A 6,366-nucleotide genomic window follows, 5' to 3' on the forward strand; every position below is an offset into this window, starting at 1 on the left:
ATCAGTATGGTTTGAAATAGTCGAAGGGTTCGCGGCAGTCGAGGCAGCGGTATAGGGCTTTGCAAGCGGTCGAGCCGAATTGCGCGAGACGTTCGGTATGTGCCGAACCGCATCTCGGGCAGGACGGCGCGGGCAGCGCGCGCGGCACGAAGCGCAGCACTTTTTCCTGCGGCGTGCCGCTATCCGGAGCCGCCGAACCGCAATCACCGGTGGGCGGTGCGATGCCGTAGGCGCGCAGCTTTTCGCGGGCGTCGGCGGTCATCCAATCGGTGGTCCATGCTGGCGCGAGCACGGTGGCGATGCGGTAGGGCCTGAGTTCCGCGACGTCGAGTGCATGAGCGACGTCTTCCGCGATCTGCGACATGGCAGGGCAACCTGAATACGTCGGCGTGATCACGACTTCGAGCGCGCCATCGTCGGTGCGCCGGACATCGCGCAAAATGCCGAGCTCGCGAATCGACACCACCGGAATCTCCGGATCGGGCACCGTTTCGAGCACTGCCCACGCGCGTTGGAGCGTGGCGTCCGCTTTGTGAGTCGCAGTCGAGGTCGTCATGGTCGAATTACCGGAGTTAGCAGGGTCACCACGTCGCGCCGGGGTGCTGGCGCGCAAGGCTCTGCATTTCAGCGAGCACGAAGCCCATGTGCTCGGAATGCTCGCCGTGCTTGCCGGTCGTGACGTGCTTGACGGGTTCGGGCAGCGTGAGCGTGGCTTGCTGGAGTGTCGCGCGTACGTCGTCGAGCCAGGCGGTTTCGAGCTCGGCGGTCAGCGGTCCGATGCCTGAGGCGGTGATCGTTTGTTCGACGGCATCCGTGCTGAAAAACTCGCGCGTGTACGGCAGCAGGTAATCCAGCGCGGCCTGCGCGCGACGATGCGATTCCTCGGTGCCGTCGCCGAAGCGGATCAGCCATTCGCTCGCGTGATGCACGTGGTAGCTCGTCTCCTTGATCGATTTCGACGCGATCGCAGCAAGCTGCGCGTCCGTCGATTGCTTGAGCGCGGTCCACAAATGCGCCATCAACGTCGAGTAAAGGAAGTTGCGCACGATCGTGACCGCATAGTCTTTCTCAGTCTTGGCGGTAGCGGACAGCGGACCGTAGTGCGGCAATTCGACCAATGTGTAGTTCGCGAACTCACGCTCGGCGCGAAAGTAAGCGTAATCGTCTTCCGTGCGCGTCTTGCCGGTGAGTTGCTGTTCGAGCGAGGCTGCGTGCGTGTACAGCAGCCGCGCCTGGCCGACCAGATCGAGGCTCATATTCGATAGCGCGATGTCTTCTTCGAGAATCGGGCCGTGGCCGCACCACTCGCTATTGCGCTGACCGAGGATCAGCGCGGTATCCGCGAGGCGCAGCACGTATTGCAAATGTTCAGGCGTGATGTTCATGGCCGCGCTTACATGTGGTTGACTTCGTCGGGAAGCGTGTAGAACGTCGGGTGGCGGTAGATCTTGTCGCCGGCCGGGTCGAACAGTTCCGGCTTGTCTCGCGGCGCGGACGCCGTGATCGACGAAGACGGCACGACCCAGATGCTCACGCCTTCCTGGCGGCGCGTGTAGACGTCGCGCGCCATGCGCAGCGCCATTTGCGCGTCGGCGGCATGCAAGCTGCCGCAGTGTTTATGGTCGAGTCCCTGCTTGCTGCGCACGAAGACTTCCCAAATCGGCCATTCCTTGTTCATTCCTGATCTCCTGATTCTTTGCCTGGCGTGCCGCGCTTGTCAGGCGGCTTGCTGTTGTGCGCGCTGGCGCTGCTTTTCGGCGTGGGCGAGGGCGGCTTCGCGAACCCACGCGCCGTCGTTATGGGCTTTGACGCGCGTGCCGAGGCGCTCACGATTGCACGGACCGTCGCCGTTCACCACACGCCAGAACTCTTCCCAGTCGATGTCGCCGTAGTCGTAATGGCCGCGCGCCTCGTTCCATTTGAGGTCCGGGTCGGGCAGCGTGACGCCGAGCACCTTCGCCTGATCGACGGTGGCGTCGACGAATTTCTGACGCAAGTCGTCGTTCGAAATACGCTTGATGCCCCATTTCGACGACTGATTGCTATGGATCGAATCCTTGTCGCTCGGCCCGAACATCATCAGCACTGGCCACCACCAGCGGTTCACCGCCTGCTGGACGAGCTCGCGCTGGGCTTCGGTGCCGGACATCATCGCCATCAGCGCGTCGAAACCCTGGCGCTGGTGAAACGATTCTTCCTTGCAGATGCGGATCATCGCGCGGGCGTACGGGCCGTAGGTGCAACGGCACAACGGAATCTGGTTCATGATCGCCGCGCCGTCGACCAGCCAGCCGATCACGCCGACATCGGCCCAGGTGGGCGTCGGGTAATTGAAGATGCTCGAATACTTCGCTTTGCCGGAATGCAGAGCCGCAACCAACTGGTCGCGAGAGACGCCTAGCGTTTCTGCCGCGCTATATAGATAGAGACCGTGACCGGCTTCGTCCTGCACTTTGGCAAGCAGAATAGCTTTGCGCTTCAGGCTCGGCGCGCGGGTGATCCAGTTGCCTTCCGGCAGCATGCCGACAATCTCAGAATGCGCGTGCTGCGAAATCTGGCGGACCAGCGTCTTGCGGTAAGCCTCGGGCATCCAGTCTTGCGGCTCGATTTTGCCGTCGGCGGCCATCACGGCGTCGAACTGCACCTGCTCCGGCGATGCTGCGCCAGAGTCCAGCGGAGCCACGTTGCCGGGAATATCCAGAGATTGCGTGTACATAGGGCGCTCTTCTGCGGAAGTTATCGGGTCTGCACAGTATAAGCCAACCGACCGGTCGGTTAATAAATTTTTTGAGATGGCGCGAGCATAACCATAGCGGCGGCGCAATCGCCGCAGGACGTTTCGCGGGTGCTGTGTCCCCGGGTCGACGCTTAACCTATAAAATTGCGAATTGGCCGCGACTCGTGGTCCTCCTGCATCCCCGGTACTCATGTTACGTCTCAGCGAAATCAAACTCCCGCTCGATCATCCCGAGAGTGCTCTCGAAGCCGCCGTCCGCGCGCGCCTCGCGGAACTCGGCGTGCCTGACGACGGGCTCATCCGATATACGGTGTTCCGGCGCGCCCACGATGCCCGCAAGCGCGCCGACATCAAGCTCACCTATATCGTCGATGTCGAGGTGGTGGACGAAGCGGCCGCGCTGAAGCGAATCGCCGACGTGCCGCATTGCGGGCTGACGCCCGACATGACGTACCGGTTTGTCGCGAAGGCGCCAGCGCAACTCACTACGATGCGCCCGGTGGTGATCGGCATGGGGCCGTGCGGGCTCTTCGCCGGGTTGATCCTCGCGCAGATGGGCTTCCGGCCGATCATCCTCGAGCGCGGCAAGGCCGTGCGCGAGCGCACCAAGGATACTTTCGGGCTGTGGCGCAAGTCGGTGCTAAACCCCGAATCTAACGTGCAGTTCGGTGAGGGCGGCGCGGGCACCTTTTCGGACGGCAAGCTGTACAGCCAGATCAAGGATCCGAAGCACTACGGTCGCAAAGTGCTAGACGAGTTCGTGCGCGCGGGTGCGCCGGAAGACATCCTGTACCTGAGCCGGCCTCATATCGGCACATTTCGTCTTGTGAGCATGGTCGAGAAAATGCGCGCGACCATTCACGAACTGGGCGGCGAGGTGCGTTTCGAGACGCGTGTGGACGATATCGACATCGACCAGGGGAAAGTGCGCGGGCTCAAGCTGTCGACCGGCGAGACGCTGCGCTGCGAGCATGTGGTGCTGGCCGTCGGTCACAGTGCGCGCGATACGTTCGAGATGCTGCACGACCGCGGCGTCTATATAGAAGCGAAGCCGTTTTCGCTGGGGTTCCGGATCGAACACCCGCAGGGTTTGATCGACCGCAGCCGGTTCGGCAAGTTTGCGGGCCATAAGCAACTGGGCGCCGCGGACTACAAGGTGGTGCATCACTGCAGCAACGGACGGGCGGTGTACAGCTTCTGCATGTGCCCGGGCGGGACCGTGGTGGCGGCGACGTCCGAGCCCGGGCGCGTGGTCACCAACGGCATGAGCCAGTACTCGCGCGCGGAGCGCAATGCGAACGCGGGCATCGTGGTTGGCATTACGCCTGACGATTATCCCGGGGGGCCGCTTGCCGGGATTGCGTTTCAGCGAAAATGGGAAGAGCGGGCGTTCGAGCTCGGCGGCGGCAACTATATGGCGCCGGGGCAACTGGTTGGCGACTTCATTGCTGGCCGGCCGTCCACATCGCTCGGTTCCGTGGTGCCGTCGTACAAGCCGGGTGTGCATCCGACGGATCTGAGCACAGCGCTGCCGGACTACGTGATCGAGGCAATCCGCGAAGCGCTGCCGCAAATGGACAAGAAGATCGCCGGCTTTGCGATGCATGACGCTGTGTTGACGGGGGTCGAGACGCGGACGTCGTCGCCGATCCGGGTGCGCCGCCGCGACGACTACCAGAGCATGAACATCGAGGGTCTGTATCCAGCCGGGGAGGGCGCGGGTTACGCCGGCGGGATTTATTCGGCAGCGATCGACGGGATCGAGGTCGCCGAGGCGCTCGCTTTGAAGATGACCGGGGCGCACGCGGCCGGTTAAGTCTGCCTGGCTCCAGTCGGCCGCACGCTTCGCGCTGCTGGCTTGTCGTGGCGACGCTGCTCGCCGCGTCGGCCGGTGCGATCGTGCACAATGCCCGTTTTGCTTCGAGCCAGATACTGGAATGACCATTCGTTCCTTAGTCGCCGCATGCGGCGCTGCGCTGCTTTGCCAGTTTGCCGTTTCACCAACCGTCGCTGCGGCCGATGCCCCGGCGCGTTGGGTCACCGCGTGGGCGACGGCGTTGCAGCCCATCCCGCAGCGGGCCGACTTGCCGCCGTTGTATCGCGCGCCCGAAGTGGCTGGGCGCACCGTCCGTCAGATTGTTTATCCGACGCTGTCCGGAAAGTCTGCGCGCATCCACCTCAGTAACCAGTACGGCAAGACGCCGCTGGTGATCGAGGACCTGCGCATCGCGCGGTCCGCGGGCGGCGCGGCGACGGCCGTTAGCGGTGGCGCGCGCGTGACGTTCAGCGGGAATAGCGCCGTGAGCGTCCCGCCGGGCCGCGAGTTGGATAGCGACCCGGTTGCGATGGACATTACCGGGGGCGCCGCTTACGCACTCAGCGCGTTCATGGGACCCGAGCAACGGATCGCGGCATGGCATCGCGTTGCTAACCAGGTCAATTACGTCTCGGGACCGGGTGATCACGCGGCCGACGCGGCAGATGAGGCGTTTCGCGGACGCTTCACTCAATATGTATGGGCGACGGGATTGTCGGTGGAGGCGGTGCCGGGATCGACGGCGATCGCGGGAATCGGCGATTCGATCACGGATGGCATGCGCTCCAGCCTGAATCAGAATCGCCGGTGGACCGACGTCCTCGCGAGACGGTTGGCAACGGCAGGGAGCCGGCCGACTGCGGTGGTCAATTTAGGTATCAGCGGTAACCGGCTGCTAAACGATTCCCCGTGCTATGGCGAAGCGCTCACGACGCGGTTTGGCCGTGATGTATTGGAGCGGCCTGGCGTCAAGGCAGTCGTTTTGCTGATCGGCATCAACGATATCAATTTTGCGGCGATGCCGGCCCGCAGCGGTCTCGATTGCGACTTCCCACATGCTTCGGTGACGGCGGCCGACCTGATCGCGGGTTATCAGCGGGTGATCGCAGCGGCCCGGCACGCGGGCGTGAAGGTATTCGGCGGAACGTTGACGCCCGCGTCGCTCCCGCCGCAGCGTGAAAGCATTCGCCTCGTCGTCAACCAATGGATTCGGTCGAGCCACGCTTTCGACGGCGTAGTGGATTTCGACGCGGCACTTCGCAATCCAGCGCAGCCGGATCATTTGCAACGCAGATTCGATAGCGGCGATCACATCCATCCTGGAGATGCCGGTTACGCGGCTATGGGCGAGGCGGTTCCCGTCGACGCGCTACTGAATTCGGCGCGGAAGTGAGTGGTCGAAAAGTTTTCGTCAAACCCTTGTCATGAGGCCGACGGTGACCTACTATTCGCCTCCTCGTTTGCGAACGAGGGCCGCGGCAGAAACCAGCGGCCGGGGCGTCAACAAGGTTTTAAGCGAAAGCAAAAAATGTAGTTGACGAGACGGAAGAGAGTCTTCATAATCTCGTTTCTCTGCTGCTGATGCAGCGACGCGGAACGAAGCGGTGCCGGGTGGGTGATGGTNGGCAGCGCGACGTGAGGCGGACCGATCTTTAAAAACTAACAGCCGATAAGTGTGGGCGCTTGATGCGCGATGCGCGCCGGGCCTTGCGGGTTATTCCGTGGGGTCTGGCGATAAAGCGGAAGTATCAAGTCTCACACAGTAATGAAAGGAAGGTTTGACTGTCGCAAGATGGTTGGATCATTCGTCAGT

General features: G+C 62.8%; 6 protein-coding genes. 2 read left to right on the forward strand and 4 right to left on the reverse strand.

Going from position 1 to position 6,366, the window contains the following annotated elements; genetic code table 11:
• Position 1: 1 nt before the first annotated feature.
• Genes paaD through paaA form a run of 4 tightly spaced genes read right to left on the reverse strand, consistent with a single transcriptional unit; the run spans position 2 to position 2,716 of the window.
• Positions 2–556, reverse strand: coding sequence for a 1,2-phenylacetyl-CoA epoxidase subunit PaaD (gene paaD, locus F759_RS0123805; RefSeq protein ID WP_027802069.1), 555 nt, complete (start codon positions 554–556; stop codon positions 2–4).
• 25 nt (positions 557–581) lie between these two features.
• Positions 582–1,385 (reverse strand): 1,2-phenylacetyl-CoA epoxidase subunit PaaC, encoded by an 804-nt coding sequence (gene paaC / locus F759_RS0123810; RefSeq protein WP_027802070.1) that lies wholly within the window; start codon positions 1,383–1,385, stop codon positions 582–584.
• Positions 1,386–1,393: 8 nt separating this feature from the next.
• Complete coding sequence (gene paaB, locus F759_RS42320; protein ID WP_027802071.1) at positions 1,394–1,678, reverse strand: 1,2-phenylacetyl-CoA epoxidase subunit PaaB; 285 nt, start codon at positions 1,676–1,678, stop codon at positions 1,394–1,396.
• 39 nt (positions 1,679–1,717) lie between these two features.
• Entirely contained in the window at positions 1,718–2,716 is a 999-nt protein-coding gene (gene paaA / locus F759_RS0123820; RefSeq protein WP_027802072.1) for a 1,2-phenylacetyl-CoA epoxidase subunit PaaA, read from the reverse strand.
• Between the two features lie 211 nt (positions 2,717–2,927).
• Here paaA and F759_RS0123825 point away from each other — a divergent pair, with 211 nt between their 5' ends.
• Both F759_RS0123825 and F759_RS0123830 read left to right on the forward strand, forming a co-directional pair.
• Positions 2,928–4,553 (forward strand): NAD(P)/FAD-dependent oxidoreductase, encoded by a 1,626-nt coding sequence (locus tag F759_RS0123825; protein ID WP_027802073.1) that lies wholly within the window; start codon positions 2,928–2,930, stop codon positions 4,551–4,553.
• A gap of 121 nt (positions 4,554–4,674) precedes the next feature.
• The gene (locus tag F759_RS0123830; RefSeq protein ID WP_027802074.1) at positions 4,675–5,946 is read left to right on the forward strand and encodes an SGNH/GDSL hydrolase family protein; all 1,272 of its coding nucleotides are present in this window, start codon (positions 4,675–4,677) and stop codon (positions 5,944–5,946) included.
• Positions 5,947–6,366 lie beyond the last annotated feature (420 nt).

It is taken from the genome of Paraburkholderia dilworthii, from assembly GCF_000472525.1.
GTDB classification, from domain to species: Bacteria; Pseudomonadota; Gammaproteobacteria; order Burkholderiales; family Burkholderiaceae; genus Paraburkholderia; species Paraburkholderia dilworthii.